This is a genomic window from Sporosarcina ureae DSM 2281 (assembly GCF_000425545.1).
GTDB classification, from domain to species: Bacteria; Bacillota; Bacilli; order Bacillales_A; family Planococcaceae; genus Sporosarcina; species Sporosarcina ureae.
On sequence record NZ_AUDQ01000023.1, the window covers coordinates 1 to 23,592 of the forward strand.

The 23,592-nt window shown below is 39.2% G+C and carries 19 protein-coding genes and 2 pseudogenes; 5 read left to right on the top strand and 16 right to left on the bottom strand.

Translation table 11 applies throughout. The features are described 5' to 3' along the window. Positions 1-283, top strand: a 283-nt coding sequence (locus tag H605_RS0115365; protein ID WP_029055026.1) for an ATP-binding protein, incomplete at its 5' end; no start/stop codon positions are given. A gap of 512 nt (positions 284-795) precedes the next feature. On the opposite strand, the gene H605_RS0115370 is transcribed toward H605_RS0115365, so the two are convergent. From H605_RS0115370 to H605_RS19495, 9 genes and pseudogenes are all read right to left on the bottom strand, one after another. Continuing rightward, the gene (locus tag H605_RS0115370; RefSeq protein ID WP_029055027.1) at positions 796-1,185 is read right to left on the bottom strand and encodes a VOC family protein; all 390 of its coding nucleotides are present in this window, start codon (positions 1,183-1,185) and stop codon (positions 796-798) included. 136 nt (positions 1,186-1,321) lie between these two features. Beyond that, positions 1,322-2,347, bottom strand: a complete 1,026-nt coding sequence (locus H605_RS0115375) for an NAD(P)/FAD-dependent oxidoreductase (protein ID WP_029055028.1) — start codon at positions 2,345-2,347, stop codon at positions 1,322-1,324. A gap of 133 nt (positions 2,348-2,480) precedes the next feature. Next, entirely contained in the window at positions 2,481-2,738 is a 258-nt protein-coding gene (locus H605_RS0115380) for a ferredoxin (RefSeq protein ID WP_029055029.1), read from the bottom strand. A 61-nt stretch (positions 2,739-2,799) separates the two neighbouring features. Next, on the bottom strand, positions 2,800-4,083 hold the full coding sequence (locus H605_RS0115385; RefSeq protein ID WP_029055030.1) for a Rieske 2Fe-2S domain-containing protein: 1,284 nt from the start codon (positions 4,081-4,083) through the stop codon (positions 2,800-2,802). Positions 4,084-4,125: 42 nt separating this feature from the next. Further along, entirely contained in the window at positions 4,126-4,611 is a 486-nt protein-coding gene (locus H605_RS18135; protein ID WP_051210628.1) for a flavin reductase family protein, read from the bottom strand. Between the two features lie 18 nt (positions 4,612-4,629). Further along, positions 4,630-6,516, bottom strand: a complete 1,887-nt coding sequence (locus tag H605_RS0115395) for a XylR N-terminal domain-containing protein (protein WP_029055031.1) — start codon at positions 6,514-6,516, stop codon at positions 4,630-4,632. Next, complete coding sequence (locus H605_RS18140; RefSeq protein ID WP_051210629.1) at positions 6,506-6,850, bottom strand: hypothetical protein; 345 nt, start codon at positions 6,848-6,850, stop codon at positions 6,506-6,508. The genes H605_RS0115395 and H605_RS18140 overlap by 11 nt, the downstream gene beginning before the upstream one ends. 379 nt (positions 6,851-7,229) lie before the next feature. Beyond that, the gene (locus tag H605_RS0115405; RefSeq protein WP_029055032.1) at positions 7,230-8,015 is read right to left on the bottom strand and encodes a dioxygenase family protein; all 786 of its coding nucleotides are present in this window, start codon (positions 8,013-8,015) and stop codon (positions 7,230-7,232) included. Positions 8,016-8,451: 436 nt separating this feature from the next. After that, positions 8,452-9,212: pseudogene (locus H605_RS19495) on the bottom strand (transposase); the annotation flags it as partial. Between H605_RS19495 and H605_RS18145 the strand changes: the two are divergent. After that, positions 9,207-9,799, top strand: a pseudogene (locus H605_RS18145) (IS4 family transposase); the annotation flags it as partial. The pseudogenes H605_RS19495 and H605_RS18145 overlap by 6 nt on opposite strands. A 251-nt stretch (positions 9,800-10,050) precedes the next feature. Here the strand turns inward: H605_RS18145 and H605_RS0115420 are convergent. The 4 genes from H605_RS0115420 to H605_RS0115435 all read right to left on the bottom strand — a co-directional run bounded on the left by H605_RS0115420 (position 10,051) and on the right by H605_RS0115435 (position 14,576). After that, positions 10,051-11,424, bottom strand: coding sequence for a GntP family permease (locus H605_RS0115420; protein WP_029055034.1), 1,374 nt, complete (start codon positions 11,422-11,424; stop codon positions 10,051-10,053). Between the two features lie 68 nt (positions 11,425-11,492). Then, positions 11,493-12,506: a 4-hydroxythreonine-4-phosphate dehydrogenase PdxA gene (gene pdxA, locus H605_RS0115425; RefSeq protein WP_029055035.1), complete on the bottom strand. Its 1,014-nt coding sequence runs from the start codon at positions 12,504-12,506 to the stop codon at positions 11,493-11,495. Between the two features lies 1 nt (position 12,507). Then, complete coding sequence (locus tag H605_RS0115430; protein ID WP_029055036.1) at positions 12,508-13,809, bottom strand: four-carbon acid sugar kinase family protein; 1,302 nt, start codon at positions 13,807-13,809, stop codon at positions 12,508-12,510. 8 nt (positions 13,810-13,817) lie between these two features. Then, entirely contained in the window at positions 13,818-14,576 is a 759-nt protein-coding gene (locus H605_RS0115435) for a DeoR/GlpR family DNA-binding transcription regulator (protein ID WP_029055037.1), read from the bottom strand. A 529-nt stretch (positions 14,577-15,105) separates the two neighbouring features. Here H605_RS0115435 and H605_RS0115440 point away from each other — a divergent pair. Both H605_RS0115440 and H605_RS0115445 read left to right on the top strand, forming a co-directional pair. Further along, complete coding sequence (locus H605_RS0115440; protein ID WP_029055038.1) at positions 15,106-16,425, top strand: LLM class flavin-dependent oxidoreductase; 1,320 nt, start codon at positions 15,106-15,108, stop codon at positions 16,423-16,425. A gap of 212 nt (positions 16,426-16,637) precedes the next feature. Further along, positions 16,638-17,366 carry a hypothetical protein gene (locus tag H605_RS0115445; RefSeq protein ID WP_051210630.1) on the top strand — a complete coding sequence of 243 codons (729 nt, stop codon included), beginning with the start codon at positions 16,638-16,640 and terminating at the stop codon, positions 17,364-17,366. Between the two features lie 61 nt (positions 17,367-17,427). Here H605_RS0115445 and H605_RS0115450 read toward each other — a convergent pair whose 3' ends face one another. Both H605_RS0115450 and H605_RS0115455 read right to left on the bottom strand, forming a co-directional pair. Beyond that, a complete protein-coding gene (locus H605_RS0115450) occupies positions 17,428-19,065 on the bottom strand; it encodes a thiamine pyrophosphate-binding protein (RefSeq protein WP_029055040.1) in 1,638 nt (545 codons plus the stop codon). Next, on the bottom strand, positions 19,062-21,821 hold the full coding sequence (locus H605_RS0115455) for a bifunctional diguanylate cyclase/phosphodiesterase (RefSeq protein WP_029055041.1): 2,760 nt from the start codon (positions 21,819-21,821) through the stop codon (positions 19,062-19,064). Before H605_RS0115455 ends, H605_RS0115450 begins: the two co-directional genes overlap by 4 nt. Positions 21,822-22,186: 365 nt before the next feature. Here H605_RS0115455 and H605_RS0115460 point away from each other — a divergent pair, with 365 nt between their 5' ends. Continuing rightward, positions 22,187-22,702 carry a DUF421 domain-containing protein gene (locus tag H605_RS0115460; protein ID WP_029055042.1) on the top strand — a complete coding sequence of 172 codons (516 nt, stop codon included), beginning with the start codon at positions 22,187-22,189 and terminating at the stop codon, positions 22,700-22,702. Positions 22,703-22,885: 183 nt separating this feature from the next. Here H605_RS0115460 and msrA read toward each other — a convergent pair whose 3' ends face one another. Further along, positions 22,886-23,416: a peptide-methionine (S)-S-oxide reductase MsrA gene (msrA, locus tag H605_RS0115465; protein WP_037562243.1), complete on the bottom strand. Its 531-nt coding sequence runs from the start codon at positions 23,414-23,416 to the stop codon at positions 22,886-22,888. Positions 23,417-23,592 lie beyond the last annotated feature (176 nt).

A 23,592-nucleotide genomic window follows, 5' to 3' on the forward strand; every position in this document is an offset into this window, starting at 1 on the left:
AATTGAGAAATCTGACTTGATTATCATCGATGATGTCATGTATATGGCTTATGAGCCACAGGAGGCCCATCTATTCTTCCAATTCATTTACGAACTATATGACAGGGCAGCCTTTATTCTGACATCAAATAAGGGGCCAGGTGAATGGGGAAAGTTCTTGGGTGATCCTACTCTGACTACAGCAATCCTTGATCGTCTTCTTCATCGCAGCGAAATTCTTACATTTAGTGAAGAGCAGGATAGCATTCGGATGAAATACAGAAAAACCCTTTTTACAGAATGAAGTGTTGAGTCTTAATTGATGAAAACTGTTGAAAGTTATTTATCGAAAACTGTTGAATTCTACTTGACGGTTACAGATGATCATCTGTTTGGGAATAACAAGACTTAACTAGTCTATAGACTTGAAAAATGAGTTACATCGAGTAAAATCCTACCTTTAACTCCTAACCCCAAATTTCATTAAAAATTGGCATTAGGTATTTTATCTATTTTTATACTAAAGCATTTGCAATATTTAAACTACTACCTATTAGGTCTGAAAATATACAATATTCCGTCCTATTAGTATACATAGGTTGAAGTGATTTAATGAAACTAAAAAAGCGTCTGTCATCATGAAACGAATTTAAGTACCTTCATGAGGATACTTAAAATCGCTACTAGGATTCTAGACACTTTTACAATAAATCTATAATAAATCTTGAACTATCTGTCGTTCTTAAAAAAATTAACTGCCTTCTCTTATATAACCAGCAACTTTCTTAACTTTAAACCTGCTATCATCACCGTTGATCATGCCTTTAAGCGTTCGACCAATTGAAGAAGCTCGTCATTGGGTCCATTAAATAAAATCATGCGCCCACCTTCAAGCGTCGGTTGAGGTTCAATAGAATTGAAAATAATCCCATGCTCCTTGAAATATTTAATAGACTTATCAATATCTTCAACTGTAAAAGCAAGATGATTGACGATTCCACTTTGATTGTATTGTCCTACCGTATCAATGTCTTTGATTAATTCTATTTCTGTATCTGGATGTGATTTCACATATAAAAACGCCATTTCCCGACTTGAATTTTCTCCTCTTAAACGTACTTTACAACCAAATACTTTCGAGTAAAATGCAATAGATTCTTCCATGTCTTTCACAACAATAGCTATATGTTCTATTTTAGTAATCATTAATAGCTCTCTCCTTTGATTAACTTAAAAACCCAACACCTTGTATAAATGCTTGATTTGTAAGTAGAATTACCAAAAAAAATCAATCAAAATCGAGATGTATCTCGTTTCGATTAATCTTTTCTTGTTGCTTCAATTAAAGTGAAACAGAAACTATCTTATCTTCACTCTCACCCATTACACTTGTGCTGTGCGGTGCTTGTACTTTTGAGCTAGGATCAATATAAACTTTTGCATTACCTACTGCTGTAGGTGCTTCACCAAAACCAGTTGCAATAAGCTTTACTTTCCCTTCATATGTACAAATATCCCCAGCCGCATAAATCCCGGCAATATTTGTCTCCATTTTCGAATTAACAACTATGCTATTCTTCTCAATTTCCAGTCCCCAATCTTTTATTGAGCCAAGAGAGGAAATAAAACCATAGTTTACGATTACATCATCAACTTCAATGCTCTTTGTCCCTTCACCTTTCACATGATCGAGAATGACATGTTCAATATGATCTTCTCCAATAAACTCTAGCGGTACATAAGGAGTCATAACTTTCACTTTGGAGTTTTTAAGCAATTCTACGCTATGTTCATGTGCACGGAATTTATCACGTCTATGGGTGAGTGTTACCTCATCAGCTATTGGTTCAAGCATAAGTGCCCAATCAACTGCTGAATCCCCCCCTCCAAACAACTGAACTTTCTTTCCGGCGAACTTCTGCATATCACTAACGAAGTAATGCAGATTCTTTCCTTCAAATTTATCAGCTGTTTCTAATCCAAGCTTTCTTGGATTAAATGCACCGTTTCCTGCTGTTATAATAATAGTTTTTGAGAAGTGTTCTGCGCTATTTGTTGTTATCTTAAAAATACCATCAGACTGTTTTTCTAATTTTTCAACCCCCTCATCCAAAGCAACTACTGGATTGAACTGATTCATTTGCTCCGTTAAGTTATCAATCAACTTTTGACCGGTAATCTTTGGGAAACCTGCTACATCATAAATATACTTTTCAGGATATAGCGCAGAAAGTTGACCGCCAAGTTGTGGTAAGCTTTCAATAACTTTTACTCGCGCTTGACGGAGTCCAGCATAAAATGCTGTAAATAATCCAACTGGCCCTCCCCCAATAATCGTAATATCGAATACTTCATCTTCTACGTTCATCTAACCCACTCCGTTCACTATTGTCTATCTATAAGATATAGAATCTATATGTTTCTATATCTTGTTGCGCCCTTTAAAAATGAAGCGTTTCTTTAGTACCTCTTCTATTTCTTACTTGTATAGATCTTTAACATTACATCGCTTCGCTATATTTTAGTGCATTTCCATGGAATGGTTCATCTGAAATTTTAATTGAATCGCTTGGGCATCCTTCATATGCATCTTCTACATCATCATGCAACTCCGCTGGCACTTCTACCATTCCCTCATTTTGATCAATTGTCACGTAGGATATCCCATCATCGGTATGATCATATATGTCAGGTGCAACTCCACTACATGCTCCACAGGCTATGCAAGTGTCTTGATCAACAATCGTATATTTTGCCATTGTTCTCCACTCCTTATCGCAGACTTGATAAGCCTTAATTTTTTTGTGCTTTGCTAAATTTCTATGATTGCTCAACATGTTGATTTTTCTTTTCAAATTGTTCTTTAAGTGGAAATGCTTCCTGCCACTTTTTCTCTTTGTCATCATAAAGTCCTTCACTATACAGCGTTTTTAACGATTGATTTTCCAATAATAACGGCTCTTGACCCTCTTGGAACGCTTTTGCTTGTTGTAATAAGATCCGGCGCATATGAATAATGGGTAGGTCGCTCGTTCCTAATTTCTCGCGTGTTCGATCTACGATTGTTCCCATTGTTTCAGTTGCCGCATGGTCTTGGTTCGCAATCCCACGGATACCTGTAAAGTTCCCTGTTTTCTGTAAGTCACGGTCTTGATTATATTCAACATCTGCGTTGACAACTTTTCTTAGGTCCTCATCCAACTTCAGTCCTCGGCGAGCGTGTTGTGCTTCCACGTCAATCGCTCGATCATGAGCGAACTGCACATCCCATGTCCACGTACTATGATCATCTCGCGGAACAAAGGCATGCCACATACCATCTTCACCACCAAAGCGTGGTGGGTATGTGTAGAACGGGAAGATATAATGAATTTCCATAAAGGCATTCTCTTCCTCTGTTCCAATGCCCACTGCAATGCAACGCTTCCCAAAGTTCGTATCTTGAACCGATTGTTTCACCGGAGGGTTTTTAACAAGTGGATGATTCGGGTCAATTCCCAAATCACTGCTCAAAATTCCATCTTCCACTTCTTGTGTCGCATGCGCTTTATGTAAGAACGCAGCGTGAACAAAGTCCAGATCATTTTCCATCGCTTGTGCATAGTTACATTCCTGCCATACCCGTTCTACTAAATTATTTTCCCTCGGAAGGTTCATCCAATAAAAGTCTGGGAAAGCCGGTTCCGATTCTTTCGGCCCCATATACGTCCAGATAATGCCACTTACTTCTTTTGTCGGATAACTTTTTAATTGAACTGATTCTCTGAATTTCCCATCCGTTGGCTCTGATGGAATTTCCGTGCACTCCCCGTCTGTATTGAACTTCCAGCCATGATACATACACCTTAGGCCACAGCCGTCATTAATTCCATAATAAAGTGAGGTTCCACGGTGCGGACAGCGCTCATCAACTAGGCCTACTTTTCCTTCCGTATCGCGAAATGCGACCAGGTCCTCACCCAATAATTTCACGCGTTGAGGCTTTCCGTCACTAATCAACTCTTCTGTTTGGAGGGCTGGAATCCAATATCTCCTAAATACATCGCCCATCGGCGTGCCTGCATCGGTCTGAGTCAGTAACTGATTATCTTCTGGTGTTAACATAAATAAAAACCCTCCTAATTTACTAACATTCTAAATTTACTCTTATGCCAATTCTGCTTGCATAACCTGTTCGATTTTCCCACGGAAGAAAAGTAAAGGCTCGGCTTGGTCATCGTAGGCAACCCTTTTCACGTGACCTGTCACAATATAATGATCTCCGCCTTCAATAACCTCTGCTACATCACATTCAATTGTAGCCAGATTTTCATTTAATATTGGAACTTTGTCTGTGGATAATGTATAGGAAGCGCCAGCAAACTTGTCCTCAGTTCTTTTTGCAAATCGCCAGCAATCCTCTTCCTGTTCTTTTTGAAGAATGTTAATTGCGAATGGGATACCTTTCTTTAATGTCTGCAAACTACCTGATTTTTTATCGATACAAACCAACACTAGTGGTGGTTCTAATGAAACAGATGAAAACGCATTTGCTGTTAACCCAATTTTCTCACCTTCACCTGTAGTAGTTGTTATTACCGTTACCCCTGTCGCGAAGTGTCCAAGTGTATTTCTAAATTCTCGTGGATCCATACTTACTCCTCCTTTTATTTAAATAGGTTTTATCTTTCCAAGTAACAAGTAAATTTGAAGCGCCATTTGAATTTCAAAGCGGCTATTAGAATTTGAAAGATTAATCAAAAGTAATTCCTCAATCTTTAGTATTCTATATCTCATCCCACTTATTGAAATAGACATCTCACGTGCTGTTTTATGCAAATTAAATTCATTTTGCGTGTAATAAAATAGTGTTTCTAATAACTCCGAATTCTTTTTTGTATCATAATTAAGTATTTCATGTAACTTTTCACTTGCAAATGACTCTAATTCTTCTGGTTCTCTCGCATTTAAGAATAATGTTAAGTTACCTAATTCACTTGATAAAATAACTCCTGACTCCCGCGAGCGAAACTTCGCTAGTTCTACAGCCTTCTTAGCTTCTTTCGATCTATTATTAAAATCTGTAAGGTTTTCAGTTGTATCACTTATGCCGATACAAATTTGTTTACCTTCATCGTCAAATTGCCTTAGCAATCTGTCACCAAAATCTTGTATAGTCATTTTTTCATCATATAGAAATTGTTTAGGCACAATTGTTTGAATAGCATTTAGTTTGGTCAGGACTGGAATATTGTAGTTATACTTATTTTCACCTTGAAAAAAGTTTGTCAGTTGTCTTCTGATTTTCAAAAAATCATTATTTGTTTTGATATCTTCATTTATTGTTTGATCATTTATTTCAATGTAAATAATGTAATGGGGTTGCTTTAGATCATAACCGAGATAAGAAAATCGATTATAAATTTCCAAAACATCTGCACTTTTCTCATTAAGTAATTGCTCAAGTAATTCACCCTTGAGTCTTTGTTCTGTTTCAATAGCAACACGTTGATTTTGCATATACAATGCAACCACTACGGCCACTCGTTCTAGTAAGTCTCTATGAAAACTATCGCTCTTTCGATTTAGAGCTATTGTAATAAATCCATAAACCTCATTTTCAAGCAAGATTGGTGCCGTTAATAACTTAAATGTTTTATCTTTAAGCTCAGTTTCAAGGAATTCGGGTATGTTTTCATTACTTATGTCCCAGAATTTATTCGCTGACATATTTCTTTCCATACCGGGATTATCTCCGTATTTACCTATCACTTCATAATTCACATTTTCAATTAAAACTTCACAATGTAAGCTTTTCCCTAATAGTTCGGCAAATTCTTTAAATCCGCCTCCTTGAAGCATTACTTTTGTTAAATTACGACTTAATGAGTAACCCGTTTCAAGTCTATCCTTCTGGCGTTCAATTTGCTGATACATCTGATCAAGTTCACCAGACATATCTTCATCTTCATAGTAGAGAAGTTCTTCAGAGATATCATCTCCCCATTCTTCTACTGTTTTTCCGGTATAGCTACAGTGATCATCACCTTTGCCTTTACATTTTATTTCTTTAAAAACTATTTGCTTTCCTAAACATTCGCTTGTATAACCACTTGCGTAACCAATTAAGAAGTAACAAATTGGTTCTACATGCATCGGAAAGTATTCTAAGTGTTGTTTGACTTCTGAGGAATCAATCCAGTATCCAGAAACATTGAATTGTCCCTTCTCCATATCTACATTGAAATCTTCAGGATAAGATAAAGACCGGCCTGTTAAATTATGCATTTTAGAACCTGCAAGCAGCCATTCAAGATCATCATTCCATTGAATCTTTTCTTTCAAAATACGAGCTTCATGCATTCCGGATCGGTATGCATATCTTAATATAAATCTTTTAGCTCTTTGAATTCCCAGCGCATTGATTAAATCTGTTCGTAGGACTGCCCATGCATCCATACTTGTTAGTGCAAAGTTTAAGTCTTGGAGTCTTTCGCCTGGCTTTGTTGAATTAGTGAGCAAATCATTAAGTGTAAGTTCACTTGCTTTAAGCTTCATATAAATCACCATCACAACACTGTTCAGGTAAGTGTCTTTCTACGAAACTAGAAAGACTTTCCGTCACACCTTTTTTACCAAATTGTAAAAAATGTTTTTTTTCATTGTAGAAGCCATGTGAAAGCAAGTAGCGCAAATAGTGATCCATTACTTTACGTCGTAACACAATATCCTTCATTCCATAGTCAAAAAGCCAACTATCAATAACATTAAATACGCCTCGATTTATAAAATAACTTTTAGCACACCAATCAAAAAAACGTCTGTCAGGTAAATGAAAAAGATCTTCCATTTGCTGGTGCGTAGAGACAATATTTATATCTATTGCATACATATTTGACACCCCTTTTTATTTACTATCCAAGAAACGGATTTTGCATAGAAGGAAGTGATTACTTCCTTTTATGCAAATATATTCATCTCCGTATATCCTTTCAAAATAACTATCATGTTAAATGAAAGGCTATCTTTCTCTTTCTGTTCTTTCGCAAGCATTTTCTAAATATAAAGCCGTATCTCAATTAAATTCTGATACTTCATTACATTATCTCATGATAGCGCTTCCAAAGGGTGGCAAATACTTTTAACACTACACTTGTAAATAGAACAATCATATTCCAGAGTTGAATAACTAGTTTTCTTAGGTATTTAGTACCTAAAACATTTAGTCTGAATCCAATAATAAATACACTATCACTGTATGTTAGCCGCTATTATTGTTCTTTACGCATTACAAAGTTTAAAGCAGCCTCATAATGGTCACCTTTATTTTCAAACTTTGTTAGAAGATCCAAACGAACACCATCTGCCACATCATTTTCAAGCCATTTGTCATCGTCTGGGAATACTTGTGTAATCAGTGTTTCATGACCTTCAGCTTCAAACATTAAGTGTAGGTGCGCAGGACGCATTGGTTGTTTATCCGTAAATTCCAGGAATTCACCTGTAGGACCGTTTGTTGGAATTGGATAAGGTGTTGGTAGAATAGTTTTCACTTCAAAGTTTCCATTTTCATCCGTATAGAAGTGACCTCTTAGATTATATTTTGGCGCAACCGAGTCAAATGCAGAGTAAGTAGCATCTGCATCATTTTGCCACATTTCAACTTTGATATTGCCAAGTGCTTCGCCATCAACACTGCTTACATTCCCTTTGAAATACAATACATCTCCTGCTTCATTAGGTCGTTGCGTCAACACAACAGGTTTTCCATCTTCTGCTTCTAGCAATGGAGTTCCCTCAATAAAATAAGGTCCTAAAAGTGACGGTTGTGTACCAGGCATCTCTGTATACATTGCACGCAACAAATGTGTCTCTAGGAATACATCTGCAAATAGGGGTAGTTCTCCAGTACGCCCTAAACGATCTGCCCAGTTTACGAAGTTTGTATATTCTTCATGATTTAGTTCTGCTTCTTCCAAAAAGCCTTGGATATGTTTAATGAATAAGTCGAATACTTCTACAACTCGATCATTTTTTTTAATAGCTTCTTTTTGCATGGTTAAATTCCCCCTAATTAGTTGTTATACTAACATTTTCACTCAGCTTTAATAAAATACGTTCTTAACTTTATAAGTCTGTGAAAAGTTAGAATATTTGATCTACACTTTTATCTTATTCCAATGTAAAAACGAAATCAATATACTTTTAGGACTGACTATATCCATTTATTAGACCTATTAGTACTAATTATAATTCTTTAATTAGCGTCATTCTATAGACATTATCAATACAGATTAAAGATAGTATTAGTTCTGAATTATTCAATAGCCAGATGAAAAACCGAAATATGATCATAAGTTTATAGCTCTAAGCTAGCTTTGTAGGTTTACCAGCAATTTCGCCTATGTGTTTGGTAGGGTTTGGAATACTTCGTGATTTTTTGGCATACTTCTCCCTTGGTCTAAGCTGTTTATAAAAATCAGTTATTCTGCTTCACCTCAATTGGATGCGCTGGACACGTACCAACACATCCCAGAAAAATCGGTCGTAGATGAAGCTTGAAGTAATCTTCATATGCAAGTAACGACCGGACTTTACCAACTTACTCGTAACTTTCACTAATCGGGTACGAATCGTTCCCTTTTAAATGCCTTTGGAGGCAGCCGGAAAGCTGAGCGTGAGCAGCCAATTGGTCAGGTTATAAGTAAGCAGACTGACCGTCATGCGGGCTAGGTTGACTGGACGGATGAAATCGACGACGCCATTGGAAGTATAGACATTTCCTAGACGCAACTTTGCTTTCAGAAGATCTCCGGTCAAGCGGTCGAAAGCGACTAACGGATGAAGCTCAATAGTCTGATAACGCGCATTATAAGCAGCCTTTTCTTGTTGAGTGTATGTATCGGCATGCGAGGAATCAAGGTCCATATTTATAGCACCTGCCTGACGTTCACGATGAACCCGGTCTAGTAACGTCTGATTCGCCGTTTGAAGGCGATCGAGCGCTTCCAAATCAAATCGATGAAAAAACTGGACAAGGATAGCTGGGAAGCCAATGCTGGCTTATCGGGGATCTGGGTGAAAACGGGATCTGTCGTTAAATGACCCGCTGCATCGTCTTCGTGATATCGGGCAATCAGCTGGTAGATTTTCTGTTGAAGCAACTTGTTGTTTTCATAAATGCAAAACGTGCGTTCATCGGAGAGTTGAAGCTGATCTGCGATGGTTTGGGAGAACCCCAATTTCTCGCCAAAGAACATGGTCGCGGTCAACTAGAGGGTCTGTTTGATGATAAGGAATGCCTGTATGTGTTCGATCGAGGCTATTTGGATTACGAACGGTTCGACTGTATGACGGATGAAGGCTATTTCTTTGTCTCCCGGCTGCGAAAGAATACGGTTGTCCGGTCATTTGACCACTACAAACTGCCTGAAGACACTGGCGCATTATCCGACGAAATGGTGGTCATCGGTACGTCCCAAAACCGTTCGGAAAATGTTTTCCGTCTTTTGAAAGTACTGGATTCCAAAGGTAATCAACTAAACCTGATTACGAATCGGTTTGACTTGTCTGCCGACGAAATCGCAGACCTGTATAAGTCTCGCTGGGCCATTGAACTGTTCTTCTAATGGATGAAACAACATTTAAACATCAATAAATTCTACGCACAAAGTCAGCAACCAAGTGTATCTTGCGATGATCGTCTACTGCTTGAATGTGCAGACGCAGTTACGAAAAAAGTGAGCGAACATACCTACAGATCAGCCGCTATATAAAGGCATCCTTATTGAAGTCCGCGCATATCTGGCTTCGAAGAATCAAAGGAAAAGGCGTACCGTAACGCGGACAATCCGTTTCTGTCACAGTAGCCAAAAGGCATAGTAAAAAAAAGGATGTTGACTATCTCTGGTCAGCTATCTTCATTTTTTTCCATGTGGACAGAAAAATGTAGACTGAATATTAAAAACATGTTTATGCAACGCTAGTGGTTCAAGTTATATAGTTTAAAGATTCACGTTTGTTTTTCACACAAGTACTATTTTAATAGTAAAAACAGCCGCCCGATGAAAGGTTGGCTGTTTTTGACTTTACTCACCCTACAAACACATTAGCAATCAAAATACACACTAACGACACGGCCCATGCAATGGTCGTTGGAACCGACCAAACCATGACTTGCTCCTTCACTTCCTTCACACCAAGCATACGGTTGACAACCCAAAACATGCTATCATTGAAGTACGAGAAAATCATTGCACCTAATGCAGCGGCTTGCGCAGCAAGGGCCATATTAACATCCAGATTAACGACAATCGGTGCAGAAATCGATGCTGCTGTAATCATTGCTACTGTTCCACTTCCTTGGATTAAGCGAACAAGTGTAGCGATGAAGAATGGCACAAGTACTGCTGGTAAAGGAAGTAATGCTACTTGCTGTGCAATGTAGTCTCCTGCTCCACTGTCACGAAGGACTTGTCCTAGCGCACCACCAGCTCCAGTTACGAGTAGGATAATACCCGCTGTAACCATTCCTTCCTCCATACGATCAAGTGCTTCCTCTCTCTTTAAGTGACCTGCCAACAAATATATCGCAGCAATTAAAGATAAACCAACAGCAATAATCGGCTGACCTAGGAATAATAGATAATCGATCCATCCACCTGTTAATTCCATAGCAACGAGTGTTGTATTCAAGAATATAAGAATAATAGGTAATAAAATCGGAATCATTGAGCGGAACAAAGAAGGTAGTTCCTTATTTCGTTCATCAGTCAATCTCACAAGTTCCTGATATGCCATAGGCGCATCAGGCCTTTCGAAGTCGAGACCGTCTTCTGTCGGAATCTGATAAATTCGTTTACCGACCCATTTTGCGTATAACACACCAGAAATGATAATTGGAATTGAGAACAACAGTCCCCATGCTATCATCAGACCAATATCAACGCCGAATATACCTGCTACGCCAAGTGGGCCTGGTGTTGGCGGGACTGCATGATGCGTTGCAACTAAGCCAACAGCAAGCGCAATGCCGAGGGTGATGACAGATTTCCCTGTCTTTCTTGATAGCGCTTTCACTAATGGGTTTAAAATCACAAATGCCGAGTCAACAAATATAGGAATCGAGACAATATATCCCGCAATCGCCATAGCCCATTCTTCTTTGCGTTTGCCAACAAAACGTATAAGACTATAAGCCAGACGCTCTGCTGCTCCTGACACTTCTAGAATTCTACCGATCATTACCCCAAATCCGACAACAATACCGATAGAGCCAAGAGTGTTCCCGAAACCTTTAGATATTGTAGTAGAAACCTCAATCGGATTCATTCCACCGATTAAACCCGTTAATGAAGCTGCAATAATCAAAGCTAAAAATGCATGAATCTTCGTTTTTAAAACAAGTAAAATTAGTGCAGCCACACCTATTACAAGGCCTACAATCATTTGCATCTCTGGTGTCATCTGTATCCCCCAATTTCTGATTAAATTAAGTTATTGAAAGAGGGTCTCCCCTCTTTCAACGGATTATATTATAGTGATTCTCTAGTAAACTTAGGTGCATACTCAGCTGCTAACTTAATACATTCTTCCATGCTCACACTTGCTGCAATGTTCTTCCAAGCAATATCAAATGCTGTACCATGGTCAACTGAGGTACGTAAGAACGGAAGTCCATTCGTGATAGAAATCGTGCGGTGAAAATCTGTCATTTTTGCAGCAATATGCCCTTGATCATGATAAAGGGAAAGGACCGCATCATATTTACCATTCAACGCCTGGAAGAATACAGAATCTGCTGGAACAGGACCGTATGCATCAATGCCGTCCGCTTTAGCTGCTTCGACACCCGGTGCGATTTCATTTACTTCTTCCATGCCGAACAGACCGCCTTCTCCACTATGCGGATTCAGACCGGCGACCGCCAACTTACGATCTTCTACACCTAGACGTTGCAACGCTTGGTCACAACGGCTCAAGTAATCACGAACACGTTCTTTCGTCATTTGGGAAATTGCTTCTTTTAAAGAAACGTGACGCGTCAAGAAGAAGATTCTCATTCCGTTTACTTGGAACATGGTTAAGGGATCAGGTGCTCCACCCAAATCTTCAAGCATTTCAGTATGACCGATATACGGAACGTTTGCAGCTTTTAATGATTCTTTATTGATAGGTGTTGTAGCTATTGCCGCTACTTCATCTGCCATTGCGAGTTCCACTGATTTCTTGATGAATTCAAAAGCAGCTTGTCCGCATTGCGCCTGTACTTTTCCAGGTTGCAATGCATCGATGTCAATATTGTTCATATCTAACACGTCCACTGTTCCAAATTCATACTTTCCTTCCTTTGGATCCGAAACAATGTTCACCTGTAAATTCGTTCCTGTTACGCCGATTGCTTTTTTCATAACGTCTGCATCACCGACAACGAGTGGATTACACATTTCATAAATCTCTTGTTTCGCTAATGATTTAACGGTAATTTCCGGTCCGATTCCTGCTGCGTCACCCATTGGGATTGCTATAATTTTACGTTCGTTTGTCATATTAAACACGTCCTTCATCATTTTTTGTTTGAAGATAAATAAGGCATTTATAGATTGATTGCTTTTCACCGACCATGCCGCCTTTTGTCACAACCGGTATGCCATCAAATGTCCCCCCGATGAATTTACCATACGCAGAAAGCGGTATTACTTCCTCATCAAGTTGAATTGCTTCAGCACCACTGATTGTAAACAATGCTGCCGTAACATCGCCGCCACTGGAAAATGTACCGTCGATTTTCATATTACAATTTTGTATGATTGAATGCGTTACTTTCGCAAGACCCGAAGTAATCCGCTTCGCGAGCAATTCCTCGGTGGTACCTTCTTCTTTTGCAATACTTGTCAGAGACAGAATTTTTGAAGTCGGAGACAGTGTCGTTACAATTAAAACTTCCTGCTCTTTCAACTTCCTCATTCCTTCGTCAGTTGCACGCTTCACTTCAACGTCCCATCTATCTGTTGTCGTTGCCAATTGCGAAGCATCCACATAAACCGGGGAAGAATTAGTTTTATCCATTAAATAGCGCAATTGTCGGCCGGTAAGACTGGTAACACTACCTACTGTGACAATATATCTATTCCTGTACAGTCTTCGCCTAGTCAATACACGCGCAAAAGCTGCTGTTAGCGGACCTGGATCCACCGGAAACAACGTATGTTCTTCCATCATCGCCATTGATTCCGCAATATTGCTTATTTCTTCATTCGTAACTGCATCGATCACAATGATTCTCTTACCTGCATTGATTTGCTCCAACAAAGAAGCGGTAATTTTAGTTTTTCCTTGTAAGACATCCCCTAGTCCAATATGTCCGATTTCATGTTGGCTTTGCTCCGCAATCACTGCGGGCACAAATGATTTGGATATTGGGTTCATCGGATCTTTTGCCACATCTGTTTCCTGAACTGGCACGCCTTCCACTAACAGATAGCCGCCAGATGTAACCCGTCCTGAGTCAGGATAAGAAGCAACGACAATAGCGATACTTTCTTCCCCTGTACTGGTAAGCAATGCATCAATCTCGGAACCAATATTGCCCCGAATCGTACTGTCAATCCGCTTTGCGATAACATCAGCTCCCCACAATCGAAGCTGTTTGAACGTGTCTTGAACCCTCTCTTTTGCAACAGTAGCATCTACATACCTACTGTCCGTATCTACACAAATCGATGTGAACTTGTCCGATTTCGGTACCTGTGCACCAAAAATTATCGTGGCGCTTTTAAATCCTACTTTCGCAAGACGTACGCCCGTTGCGTTCGCACCTGTCAAATCATCTGCGATTATTCCGATCTTCATATACTCACCTACTCTGCAATAATGATTTCTGCCAATTCGCTATATTTCTCCATCAGTTCTTCCGATAATTGCTGATCTGTAATAATCGTAGAAACGTCTTCCAGATCACAGACCTTTGAGAAGGCTTTCTGATTAAACTTTGTTGAATCTGCTACGAGTATTGTTTCTGTGGCTGTTCTGATCATCTCGCGTTTCAAGGATGACTTATCGATTGTGGGTGTAGTAATACCAAACGAACTGTGAATCGCATTTGCACCCAAAAAGAACAGGTCGACATGAATTGATTTCAAGATATTTTCTGTCAAAGAACCATACAGAGTTCCCGTTTCTGTCTGTAAGCGACCGCCAAGAATGATTACTTCTAATTTGCTGCCCATAAGCTCAGCTGCTATTTTTATATCATTCGTAATCACTGTGATCTGTTCATGTGTTTTTAATAACCGTGCAATTTCTAGCGTCGTAGTTCCTGAATCGATGAGCACTGTCATACCGTCCGATACAAAAGAGACAGCATGTTTTGCAATCATCTTCTTTTCCTGGACAGAAATATTAGACTTTAATTCAAACGTCTTTTCGTGAATCAGTGCTTGTGATGGAACTGCTCCGCCATGTGTGCGAATCAGCTTGTTTTGCTTCTCTAGAACATCGAAATCCCTTCGTATCGTCATAGGCGTTACATTCAATACCACCGAGAGTTGGATGATGTCCACTCGTCCTTCAGTTGCAAGCGATTCCATTATTTTCGATCTTCGTTCTTTTGGAGACAATCCAATGACCTCCTACATGCAATGTTCATCAGAATCATTAATATGTTCTATATAAACATTATTATGTTCCTTTCGAACAAGTAAGTCAATCATTTATTGTTATGTTCTTTAACATTTATAGTATTCGCATAAAACTTTAAAATATAACGTGACAATGTATTTGGATTAGTTAGTATTTCGTATGAAGTCAATATTTCCGCACAGTATAAAGAGACGGTATGAAAACTGCCGTTAATGTCAAAGGCTCACCCTTCAACATCATCGAGAAGTACCTTTGTTTAAACACACACGAAATCTCAATGCTCAAATAATCTAAATTTCACAATTAAGGAGGATCTAGGAATTACCCATTTATCATACTATCCATCAGCAATAATCCCCCTATTGGACTTCAGTAGTTGAACGCCTGGCCATAATGCATCACGTACAGGTAAATGAAATCCTGTCTTGACATCAGACATGACACGCGCAATAATTTAAGACACTGGATGATACATACACAACAATCCACATGACTAAAGAGAGGACGATGCATGTGAGGAAGAAGTTGAAACTAGGAACAATGATCCACGGTGTCGGTGAGAAAATTTCGGACTGGCGGCATCCTGCTATGCCATCGGACGCAAGTGTAAGCTTTGAATTTTATAAACAACAAGCCCAAACGTCAGAACGAGGTAAATTTGATTTTGTTTTCATCGCAGATGCATTGTACATCAATGAAAAATCGAATCCACATTACCTGAATCGATTCGAACCACTCACGATACTTTCTGCACTGGCAGTAGTGACGTCGAATATCGGATTAGTCGGCACATTATCGACTACCTACAGTGAACCTTTTTCTGCAGCACGGCAGTTTGCTTCACTTGATATGTTAAGCGGTGGACGCGCGGGATGGAATGCGGTGACGTCCGGATTGGAAAAGACGGCATTAAACTTTAGTAAGGAAGTTAAAGTTCATCCAAATCATGCTGCACGTTACCGGATGGCTGCCGAGTTCGTAAAAGTCATGAAAGGCTTATGGAATTCATGGGAAGATGATGCTTTTATACGCAATAAAAAGACCGGGCAATTTTTCGAGCCAAATAAATTACATACATTGAATTATGAAGGCGAATTCTTTTCTGTACAGGGACCACTGAATATCGGTCGTTCGCTACAAGGTCAGCCGGTAATATTTCAGGCTGGTTCCTCAAAAGCAGGCATTGCGTTTTCTGCACAAGAAGCAGATGCAGTTTTTGCCATTATTCCTACTTTAGAAGAAGCGCAGCGCTATTACATAGACGTGAAAGAGCAAACAGCCGCTCTTGAACGTAACCCCGATGATGTTTTGGTTCTACAAGGTATCAGTCCGATTATTGGAGATACGATAGAGGTAGCGGAGCGGAAATACGAAGAACTTGCCGGTTTGGTGACGATAGAGCAAGCACTCGCTTTTTTAGGTCGTCTTTTTGAACATCATGATTTTTCCCAATATCCATTGGATGAACCTTTTCCTGATATAGGAGGCATCGGTCAAAATAGTTTCAGAAGCGATACGGATCGCATTAAGTCTGAAGCACGCAAGAAAAACTTAACCTTGCGTCAAGTTGCTTTAAGAGAAGCCACACCGAGAACGCCTTTTATGGGTACACCGGAGCAAGTCGCCAATCTTATCGAAGCCTGGTACGAACAGAACGCAGCAGACGGCTTTGTGCTCATCGCTAATCTGCCAAGCGAATTAGAATTATTTGTTGAACAAGTTGTACCCATCCTTCAAAAGCGCGGGATTTTCCGGACGGATTATGAAGGGACTACTTTACGGGAGAACTTGGAGTTGCCTTATGCGGAAAACCACTATTCACATTAATAGATACAATTCCCACACAGGTACGGGTTACTATCATGCTTTCGTTGAAACGGATTAGTGGTTGTATAGAATAGTAGGGAACAGCCGTGTTGTCAGAATCCGGCTAGCAACTATCGGATGACATTTTTTTCTAACAATTTAATACTTTACACATATTTTGCTGTATACTTATCTAATAAATATAAGTGTGTTCTACAATGAGGAGGCTTCGCATGAAAATTGCCCCGATAACGTATTCCTATGAAATTCAGGACATGGTTAAACGTTCGCATCAATTGGATACATGCTTTTCGGAAGCAGAAGTAATTCATTACATCAGCAAGTTGGCAAAGATTGATATAATGGATATGTATATTGATCAATATAAGAATAAAGTAACTAGTCCAGTTATTTACGAAGCAATTGCACAAGCTTTCAAGTTCCACTTAGAACAAGTTCCCGTGTTGACAAATGAGAAAATCGGTACTTTTGAGATTCCACCATCAACGAATTCGAAAAATCGCGACAGTTTTCCTTCACAAATTATTCTAGATTTATATTTGGCACATCATCATTATCATGTGACAGGTGACAATGTGCGTACAATGATTAACCACTATTTCGGCATGAATTTAGCTGGAATTGACGGATTGGGAAAGACTAAGATCTCTTTGTATTCAAAAGGCCAGTGGTTGGTGAAAGATGAAAAAGACTTATTTGTAATCCATACCGGAACCAAGGATGTAGACGTGAAAATATACGGCACAAACTACTTTATGAAGCGTACTGGATCAAAAAACTTACCGACTGAATTACAGCGCTCTTTAACTGACATGGGATATAGGTATAACCCACGATTGGATGCGTATTACTTTTCAAATCCTTCTGGACTTTCCGTGTCCAATGCATTTAAAGGTAAAACAATAAATGCAATCATTGAAGTAACAAATGCATTATACTGATCTATCTGACTATGAAAAATAACCCGGAGAGGAGGCAAACAAGCCCCCTTATCCGGGTTATTCACTTTCCAAAAGAAGATAGAAACTTCACACGATCTCCCATTGGAGGTATTGTATTATCTATTAAGGAAACTTCAAGGATTGACGGTCCCTGGACGTTCATGAGCTCGTCTACCACTTCTTTAGTCAGATCCTCCATCGCTTCAATTCGTTTACTCGGTATGTTCATGGCCGTAGCCATAGCTGCAATATTCACCGGTTGTTGTTCGAATGATGGATGGGAGCGTTTATATTGCAATGAATGTCCATGATAGACCATTCCTAAGCGCGAATTATTCATTACAACAAATAAAATAGGCAACTTATGTTCTTTGGCGGTCAGGATTTCCATACCGTGCATGAAGAAACACCCATCACCCGTAACGCAAACTACTGGACGTTCAGGTTCAGCAAGCTTCGAGCCAATTGCAGAACCTATTCCGCTCCCCATCGCCCCAAAATGCACATTAATATCAAATGAATCGGTCTCCACTACGTTCATATCATGAATGATATACGCCATGAACTCACCTATATCAACGGTATATCTAGTTTTGCGGGGAGCGTATTCTTGTAGACGCATCAATATATTTTTCGTGTTGTACTCTTCACTATCTACCATTCCTATTTCCTGTTTACTAAACGCTTGATCTTTGGTCGGCAAGTTCAAACTTTGTAATTCATTTAGTAACGCAGTCAAGCTTAAATCTATGTCTCCTAAAACAGCGGCATTCACTTCATATTTACGATTAAAAACGGATGAATCGTGATCCAATTGAATAGTGTACCGATTTTTAGTGAGATTGACGTTCCAGTTATTCGTAGCCGTCTCGCCTAAACTGGAGCCTACTACCAGCAAAGCTTCACCATCTTTTCCATTAATCAATGAAGAAGCGTCATCATGACCGGCAAAACCGAATACGCCGGCGAGGAGTGGATGATCATCTGTAATATAACCTTTTGCCTGCGGTGTTGTAATGATCGGCCAACCAAGCACCTCCGCTAAATCAAGTAACTGAGCCACAGAGTGCCTAATACCTTGCCCTATAAAGATATATCCATCCTTTTTATTGGCAAGCTCTCTTGCAACAGACTGTATGGTGTTTTGATCTGGAACAATCGGCGCTCTTTTTGGCGGAGCCGGTATTTCAGGAGGTTCAATTTGATTGATTTGAATATCTATCGGCATGGCGATATGGACAGGACCTGGTACACCAGAAATCGCTATTTCACATGCCTTTGCCACTTCTCCAAGTAAATCCTTCGAATCCGTTACAGTTACACTATATTTCGTCACTGATTTGAAAAGCGGTTCAGCATCCAATTCTTGAGAGGCATTTAAACCGACAGTATTAACTGGAACCGCGCCTGTCAAAAATAAAACAGGGACATGTTCACGCATGGCATTTGCGGCGCCCGTTAGCAGATTAGTACCACCAGGTCCACTGCATCCAATACAAACGCTCATAGTAGCCGTATATTTGGCATATGCAACTGCCATATAGGAAGCCGCACCTTCATGCTTCGTCACAATTGGCGTTAGTTCTGGTATTTCATACAACTCATCAAAAAATGCATTGACCGAACCTGCCGGGATGCCAAAAACGTGTTTTACCCCACTAGCTCTTAAATAATCCAATACTGCTCGAATAGCTTTCATAAAAACTCTCCTTTAGTAGCCAGATATGTGCTTTCGAATTCATTAACCTTCAGCGGCACATTAAAGTAATAACCTTGCATAATGTAACATTCTCTCGAAGCTAAAAATTCGGCTTGTTCTAGCGTTTCGACACCTTCAGCAACTAAATCCAGGTCCAGGTTTTTTGCCAATGTAATAATTGTATTCGCGATGGCTGAATTGTCGTCATTACTTTTCAATTCTTGAATAAAGGATTTATCTATTTTCAATGCATTGATTGGCAAGTTTTTTAAATAGCCTAAAGATGAATAGCCTGTACCAAAGTCGTCAATGGACATGTTGATGCCGATTGCCTGTAATTCTTTCATCGTCTGGATAGTCAGTTCTGTATTTTTAATGATTTGGTTCTCCGTAATTTCAAGACATAAAAGTTCCGGTGATACACCTACTTCATCTAATATGCCTTTAACTGTTTGGAATAAATTATTTTGTTCAAACTGACGGGCCGATAAATTTACGGATACTACAATTGGTGGATATCCTTTTTCTTGCCACTTCTTTATTTGGTTACACGCACTTCTGATCACCCACTCTCCGATAGGAACGATTAATCCCGTCTCCTCCGCCAGCGCAATAAACCTATCCGGCGAGATCAATCCTTCTGTTGAATGATTCCATCTCAATAACGCTTCTGTTCCAATGATAGAACGTGTACTATAATCAATTTGAGGTTGAAAATAAAGTTCCAACTCCCCATGATCAAGCGCTTTATATAAAGCATTTTCAAACTTTACATTTTCAAATGTCCTGATATCCATCGCCAAATGATAAAATTGATAACTGCTGCCTGATACGGTTTTAGACTGATACATTGCGATATCGGCATTTTTTATTAATAATTCCGCCGTCTGCCCATCTTGCGGATATAAACTGATCCCTATACTGCTATGGATATGCATTTCATGTCCTTTTAGGTTGAAGGGCTTGTTGAATTGATCAACAATCTTTTCCGCCACCTCTATCACTTCTGCTTCGGATTCAATACAAGGCAAGTAAATAATAAATTCGTCCCCGCCTTGACGAGAAGCTGTACCGCCCTCGGGGAGGCATACACATATACGTCTTGCTACATGTGTCAATAAAATATCACCATAGCTATGCCCTAATAAATCATTAACTGATTTGAAACGATCCAAGTCCATGAACAGTACAGCTGCTTTTTCTTTAAGAGTATGAGCAAAACTCAAACCCTGTTCCATGCGATCTTTTAAAAGCACCCGGTTGGGTAAATTGGTTAAGCTATCATAATACGCATGGTATCTAATTTCTTTCTCCATCTTCTTTCTTTCAGAGATATCTTTAAATGTAACGACATCCCCAACGATCCTCTCTCCTTCTTTGATGGATGATCTAACATATTCTACAGGGAAGCTGGATTGATCTTGCCTAAAGAATATAACTTCATCATTGTTCGTATTGTTTTCATTGTAAATAATATTGACAGGTTTACCTATTAGCTCGTTCTTAATCTTATACCCTAGCATCATGGCTGCAGCTGGATTACAAAAAGTAATAACGCCATGTAGATCCAGCCCGAATATCCCTTCACCTGCCGAATGAAGAATCAGTTCTTTCTCTCGGCTAATCCGCTGTAATTCTTTCATGGCCGTTTCAAGTTCGTTATTCTTTTCCGTTATCTCTGCGGTCCGCTGTTCTATGATCAACTCTTGCTTTTCCATATTCAATAAGTTCAATAAAGTGGAAGCCGTCGTATCTACAATAGATTGTGTCAGTTGCTGACTGGCCTGGGAGTAATTCGGACTCCTTTGTTGAAGATCTGCAATAACTATTAAACCCAATACTTTCCCCATGGAAACGATAGGAAGAATAAACATCGATTGAATACCGAAGTACCGACATACTTTATGGTTCACTCGATCATCTGCATAGACATCGGGAATGTGTTCTGCTTTTCTAGATGCAATGACTTCCTGGAACACCTTATCATTTTCATCGTCAAACTTTATCTCGTCATGGGATTTTACCCACGCTTCTGCAGACCAATTACTATTACGATTAATGGTTGCAGGCTTAATCTTCATATGCACTGATGGATCGATCAAATGTACACCTATATTATTGTTTCCAAGCACTCTTTCTATATATAGAAAACATATATCCAGTGCCTCCTGCATGGTAGAGCACAGTGATAAATCCCGAGTTATATCTAACAATAATTGCTTTTCCTGAATAAGTTCTTCTTTATTCGTTAGCAGCTTGGCATTTTGAATAGCAACAGCAGCCATATTGACATAGGACTGAACTGTTTGAATCTCAAGCTCCGTTAGATTCATTGGTATTCCATAGTCGAACAAGAACACTAATCCAAATAATTCTGTCTCTACAGTAATGGGTAAAACTAATAGAGATTTTATCTTAAATCCTTCAACTGCTCTTGGATCGGGTCGATGATCTTTGGATGTATCCGGTATATATATCGTTCTTTTCGTTTCAATTACTTCTTTCGCCAATAAATCGAAGTCGGTATCAATTATATGCATATCGAGTGTCATGCCGTTGATCACTTCGGGCTTTCCTACGAACCCCCTAAATGATCCGTCTTGTTGTGGCAAATAAATTCCAACCGAGTCACATCGGACAATCTCTTCTGATATAGCAGTAACCACGTGATTCAGTACTTCTCTTAACTCTAACTTTGAATTGATTAACTTTGTTATATTCGCTAGACGAAGATATCTTGTTTGATCCTTCACTATTCGTACCTCCTCTGCTCAAGTATTCTTTATTTATAGTGTAGTAGATACCCTCATCTGAATCGAGAAATAACATCTTACTCTATTATTCGAAAAGATATTCAAATAGCCTTTCAATAGATGTGAACCATCTATATTAAATATATAACGAACAGGAATATTTTGTATAAGCATAAAGTAGCATTCATAAAATACTCCCTCAGCAGTAAAGTGGTTACCAAAAGGATATAAGTTTAGATTTTTAGTTTCTGAGCAAGTATATTACACCTCCTACTCCCAAACAGGTGCAAAGTACCCACGAAAGAAAGTTTCATCACAATGTTGTAGGGGAATGATAAATTAACTAAGTCAAATATTCGAGGTGTATTATGTTCTTTAATGGATGGGAAACTCTTCTACGAACTGTTGTAGTCGGTGTTTTGAGCTATATAGGATTAATTTTCATTTTGCGTATATCAGGTAAACGTACGCTTTCCAAGATGAATGCATTCGACTTGGTTGTGACAGTCGCACTCGGGTCAATCTTAGCCACCATTTTATTAAGTAAAGACGTAGCTCTTTCGGAAGGTTTGACCGCTTTCATTGTTCTGATAGGTATGCAATATATAGTTGCCTGGTCATCTGTTCGATTTCGAATTATTAGCAAACTGATTAAATCAGAGCCAAAACTATTGTTTTATGAAGGTAGTTTTTTGAAGGAGACAATGAAATCAGGACGAATTTTGGAAGAGGAAATATTCCAAGCCGCACGTTCCAGTGGCTTAGGCTCTCTTGATGATGTGTCGGCCGTCATACTAGAAACTGATGGCAGTATTTCTGTCATTCAATCTGAAAGCCAAACCTCTTTTTCTACACTGTCCAATCTTATAAAGGATAAGAAATAATTACTTAAAAGTGTCTGCTTGAAACATTCATAAGTGTTTCCATAGTACTTACTACTAAAAAGGGTTGCTTGTTTTTTGAATTCAGAGTTCAATGTTGTACGGGTATTTTTTATTAATTCCCCCATTTCAAACAAAAAAGGCAGCGCTTTATGAAAACGCATGCCCACTTTATCATTCCTATTATTATCCCCAGTGCTTGGCTATGAATTCATTGCGCCCTGAACGTGCACGGTTATCTGTGTAATGTTCCTTTTCTTTTATGTAATAGTCTTGATGGTATTCTTCTGCTCGGTAGAAAGTTTCTGCGGGGCGGATTGTCGTGACGATAGGCTTAGTAAAAATGCCGCTTGCAGCTAAATTGGCTTTCGATCTCTCGGCAATTTCCCGTTGTGCATCTGTGTAATGGAAAATGGCGGTTGTATAGGATGATCCGCGATCGTGAAATTGACCTTCTGCGTCTGTCGGATCGATTTGTTGCCAGAATACTTCGAGCAATTTCTCATATGAGAATAAGGCAGGATCAAACGTAATTTCAACAACTTCTACATGACCGGATGTGCCTTTTTTTACATCTTCATACGTTGGATTATCGAGATGTCCGCCCATATACCCTGACACGATATCTTGAACGCCTGGCCATTCTTTAAACGGTTTCACCATGCACCAGAAGCATCCGCCTGCAAATGCTGCTTTTTCAAAATTCTTTTCAACCATTGCTAACATCTCCTTTATTATGAATGCGCGTGCCCAACTTCCCTAAAACCAACGACACATCTGCTTTTTTAAAGGAAGTTGAAAACAATCCAAATAGTTTTTAACCTCTTTTGATTGGGCACCTGTTACGCCATACTATCATCTTTTATCTCTTTCCATCTATTAATAAAAGTCCC

Excerpts from the sequence above, each read along its gene's own strand:
- H605_RS0115450 (WP_029055040.1), bottom strand. The coding sequence starts at position 19,065 with ATGAAAGCTATTCGAGCAGTATTGGATTATTTAAGAGCTAGTGGGGTA.
- H605_RS0115445 (WP_051210630.1), top strand. The coding sequence starts at position 16,638 with ATGAAAATTGCCCCGATAACGTATTCCTATGAAATTCAGGACATGGTT.
- msrA (WP_037562243.1), bottom strand. The coding sequence starts at position 23,416 with ATGGTTGAAAAGAATTTTGAAAAAGCAGCATTTGCAGGCGGATGCTTC.
- H605_RS0115380 (WP_029055029.1), bottom strand. The coding sequence starts at position 2,738 with ATGGCAAAATATACGATTGTTGATCAAGACACTTGCATAGCCTGTGGA.
- pdxA (WP_029055035.1), bottom strand. The coding sequence starts at position 12,506 with ATGACAAACGAACGTAAAATTATAGCAATCCCAATGGGTGACGCAGCA.
- H605_RS0115395 (WP_029055031.1), bottom strand. The coding sequence starts at position 6,516 with ATGAAGCTTAAAGCAAGTGAACTTACACTTAATGATTTGCTCACTAAT.
- H605_RS0115405 (WP_029055032.1), bottom strand. The coding sequence starts at position 8,015 with ATGCAAAAAGAAGCTATTAAAAAAAATGATCGAGTTGTAGAAGTATTC.
- H605_RS0115420 (WP_029055034.1), bottom strand. The coding sequence starts at position 11,424 with ATGACACCAGAGATGCAAATGATTGTAGGCCTTGTAATAGGTGTGGCT.
- H605_RS18135 (WP_051210628.1), bottom strand. The coding sequence starts at position 4,611 with ATGGATCCACGAGAATTTAGAAATACACTTGGACACTTCGCGACAGGG.
- H605_RS0115460 (WP_029055042.1), top strand. The coding sequence starts at position 22,187 with ATGTTCTTTAATGGATGGGAAACTCTTCTACGAACTGTTGTAGTCGGT.
- H605_RS0115385 (WP_029055030.1), bottom strand. The coding sequence starts at position 4,083 with ATGTTAACACCAGAAGATAATCAGTTACTGACTCAGACCGATGCAGGC.
- H605_RS0115370 (WP_029055027.1), bottom strand. The coding sequence starts at position 1,185 with ATGATTACTAAAATAGAACATATAGCTATTGTTGTGAAAGACATGGAA.
- H605_RS0115375 (WP_029055028.1), bottom strand. The coding sequence starts at position 2,347 with ATGAACGTAGAAGATGAAGTATTCGATATTACGATTATTGGGGGAGGG.
- H605_RS0115440 (WP_029055038.1), top strand. The coding sequence starts at position 15,106 with ATGCATGTGAGGAAGAAGTTGAAACTAGGAACAATGATCCACGGTGTC.
- H605_RS0115430 (WP_029055036.1), bottom strand. The coding sequence starts at position 13,809 with ATGAAGATCGGAATAATCGCAGATGATTTGACAGGTGCGAACGCAACG.
- H605_RS18140 (WP_051210629.1), bottom strand. The coding sequence starts at position 6,850 with ATGTATGCAATAGATATAAATATTGTCTCTACGCACCAGCAAATGGAA.